This is a genomic window from uncultured Campylobacter sp., from assembly GCF_938041645.1.
Taxonomy (GTDB): Bacteria; Campylobacterota; Campylobacteria; order Campylobacterales; family Campylobacteraceae; genus Campylobacter_B.
In genome coordinates, this window is record NZ_CALIST010000006.1 from 1 (window position 1) to 2,831 (window position 2,831).

Genomic DNA, 2,831 nt, shown 5'->3' on the forward strand with positions numbered 1-2,831 from the left:
GAAATTTTAAAAGATTACAAAATCAAAGAGCTCATCTACGCAAACACTCCCGGCAGCTTCATGGGTATGAAGGTAAGCTACGTAATATTGCGCACGCTTAGCATCGCTCTTGATGTGCCGTTATACGCAATCAGCGGCTTTGAGCTAAGCGGCTTCGGACCGATCAGAGCGAATAAAAATTTCAGCTACGTTTACGAGTGCGGCGAAATCAGGATGAAAAAATGCACCCCCGCCGCGCTATCTTTGCCGCAGGATTTATCGGTTTTAAATAAAAGCGATGATATACTTCCAAATTACATCATAGAAGCGGTTTAGGAGAAAATTTGATTATAAGAATTCCTGCGACGAGCGCAAATTTAGGCCCCGGTTTCGACGCGCTCGGCCTTAGCCTAGGGCTATTTAACGAAGTAGAGATTACCGAGCAGAAGTTTTTTTGCGTATCGCTTAGCGGCGAGGGCAGCAACAGAGCGTGGCTTAAGAAGGGCAACGCTTTTTTGAATATTTTTAATGAAATTTACAGAAAACTAGGCGGCGGGCAAGAGTTAAATTTTAAATTCGCCTTTCACAACAACATCCCGTTTTCGCGCGGGCTGGGCAGCAGCTCGGCCGTGATCGTAGGCGCTATCGCAAGCGCTTATAAAATTTGCGGTTTTGAGATCGATCGCGCTAAAATTTTAAACACGGCTCTAGAATATGAAAACCACCCGGATAATATCGCGCCCGCAACGCTCGGCGGCTTTGTCAGCAGCGTCGTGGATGGCAAGATGGTTCGCACGCAAAAATGCGAAATTTCGCAAGATCTGCAAGCGGTCGTCGTCATCCCCGATACCCCGATGCCTACGAACGAATCGCGCGGCAAGCTGCCTAAGAGCTTTTCGATCAAAGATTGCGTTAGCAACCTCTCGCACGCGGCGTTTCTGACCGCTTGCTTTATGCGGCGCGATTACGACAGCTTGCGTTACGCCTGTATCGATAAGATGCACGAGCAGATGCGCATGGGCGTGCTCCCGCAGCTTTTTAAGGTGCGCGAGATCGCCTATGATAACGGCGCGCTTATGAGCTCGCTCTCGGGAAGCGGCTCAAGCTTTTTAAATTTAGCCTACAGAGCCGACGCCGCAAAGCTTAAAGCCTGCCTTAGCGAAAATTTTAAAAACTTCCGCGTCGAAATTTTAGAGATCGACAACGGCGGCTTTAATATTGACTAAGAAAAATAAAGATATAATCGCATGAGCGAACCGATTAGAATGTGCGTTATTTGCAAGGGGCGCTTCGCCAAACGCGAGCTCCACGCCTTTTTGCAAAATTTTAAAAATATAAGCTCAAACAGACAATTTTATATTTGCGACGGTTGCATAAATCAAAAAGAGAAAATTTCAAAATATCTATCTAAATTTGCGTCTAGCGCAGATTTGGGACATATCAAGGAGAGGGTTTTAAATGGGTGTTCTGATTAAAGATATCGCGGACGAGCTTGGATATGCAAGCAAAGAGATAATCGAAAAAGCGCAGGAGATGGGCTTTAAAAAGGTAAAAACCGCGTCGAATAAAGTAAGCGAAGAAGAAGCTGCCGCTATTTACGATTATATCCAGACTGGAATTTTGCCGGGGAAAAAGTCAAAGCCCGCGAAAAAAAGCTCCGAAAAAGCGCAAGAGGACGAGAATAAGCCCGCTAAAAAACAGAGCGAAACTAAAAAAACCGCTAAAAAAGAGAGCCCTAAAAAGGCGGAAAGCTTAAAAGCTTCCGAATCCAAAGAGTCCGCGCAGAGCGCCAAAGAGCCTAGCGATGAAAAAACTCAGGCGCAAGAGCCTGAGGCAAAAACCGAAAAATCTCAAAATCAAAAAGAAGAAATTTCCTCCGCCCCGCAGGAGAAAGAGGAGAAGCAAAACACCGCTTCAAAGCCTGCGCCGGTGCAGATAAACAGCGGCGATAGCATCGCTAGCGAGAGCCTGCAAAAGCGCCGCGGTCTAGTCATAGTCAAAAAGAAAAAGGAAGTTCAAGCCCCGGCGGCACAAGATAGAACCGAGCCTAGGCGCGAAAAGATAAGTGCGAGCTTGGAGGCGATCTTTTCAAACGCTGAACTAAATTTGAAAAAGAAAAAGATCGAAAAGAAAAAAGCTCCCGCCGCTAAAAAAGAGGACGCCCTTAAAATCGACATCATTCCTGATCACGAGATGGCGGATATCGTCATTGAGGACGAGGACGTCGTGGTAATGCCCGATTTCACCGTCAAACCAATTCAGACCGAAAATCGCACCAAAAGTAAAAACCAACCCAATATTTATCGCGCCTCGCAGAATCAAATTTTCAGCAGTGAGGGCGGTATAAGTCGCGGCGGTCGCAAAAAGCATAAAAAAGCCCCTCGCGAGCAGGGTAGCGAAATCGTAAGCTCTGTAAATATCCCAAAAGAGATCCGCGTCTATGAGTTTGCCGATAAGATCAAAAAGCAGCCTAGCGAGATTATTGGCAAGTTATTTGCGCTCGGGATGATGACGACGAAAAACGACTTTTTAGACGAGGACGCGATAGAAATTTTAGCAAGCGAATTTGGCATTGAAGTAAACATCATCGATGAGGCGCAGGAGTTTGATTATATCAAGGCTTACGAGGACAGCGAAGGCGAAGAAAATTTAATCGCTAGAGCGCCTGTCATTACCATCATGGGACACGTCGATCACGGCAAAACGAGCCTGCTCGATTATATCCGAAACTCTCGCGTAGCAAGCGGCGAAGCGGGCGGCATCACGCAGCACGTAGGCGCGTATATGGTCGAGAAAAACGGCAAAAAAATCACTTTCATCGACACCCCGGGCCACGAGGCCTTTACTTCGAT

Annotated in this window: 4 protein-coding genes; all 4 read left to right on the forward strand. The window is 46.7% G+C overall.

Annotated elements, in window-relative coordinates; translation table 11 throughout:
• Positions 1–315: glycoprotease (locus Q0600_RS00555; RefSeq protein ID WP_298755639.1), on the forward strand; the 315-nt coding region annotated here is incomplete at its 5' end.
• Positions 316–323: 8 nt separating this feature from the next.
• Positions 324–1,205, forward strand: coding sequence for a homoserine kinase (thrB, locus tag Q0600_RS00560; protein ID WP_298755642.1), 882 nt, complete (start codon positions 324–326; stop codon positions 1,203–1,205).
• 21 nt (positions 1,206–1,226) lie between these two features.
• Positions 1,227–1,454 carry a hypothetical protein gene (locus Q0600_RS00565; RefSeq protein WP_040304108.1) on the forward strand — a complete coding sequence of 76 codons (228 nt, stop codon included), beginning with the start codon at positions 1,227–1,229 and terminating at the stop codon, positions 1,452–1,454.
• Positions 1,438–2,831, forward strand: a 1,394-nt coding sequence (locus tag Q0600_RS00570) for a translation initiation factor IF-2 N-terminal domain-containing protein (RefSeq protein WP_298755645.1), incomplete at its 3' end; no start/stop codon positions are given. The genes Q0600_RS00565 and Q0600_RS00570, both read left to right, overlap by 17 nt.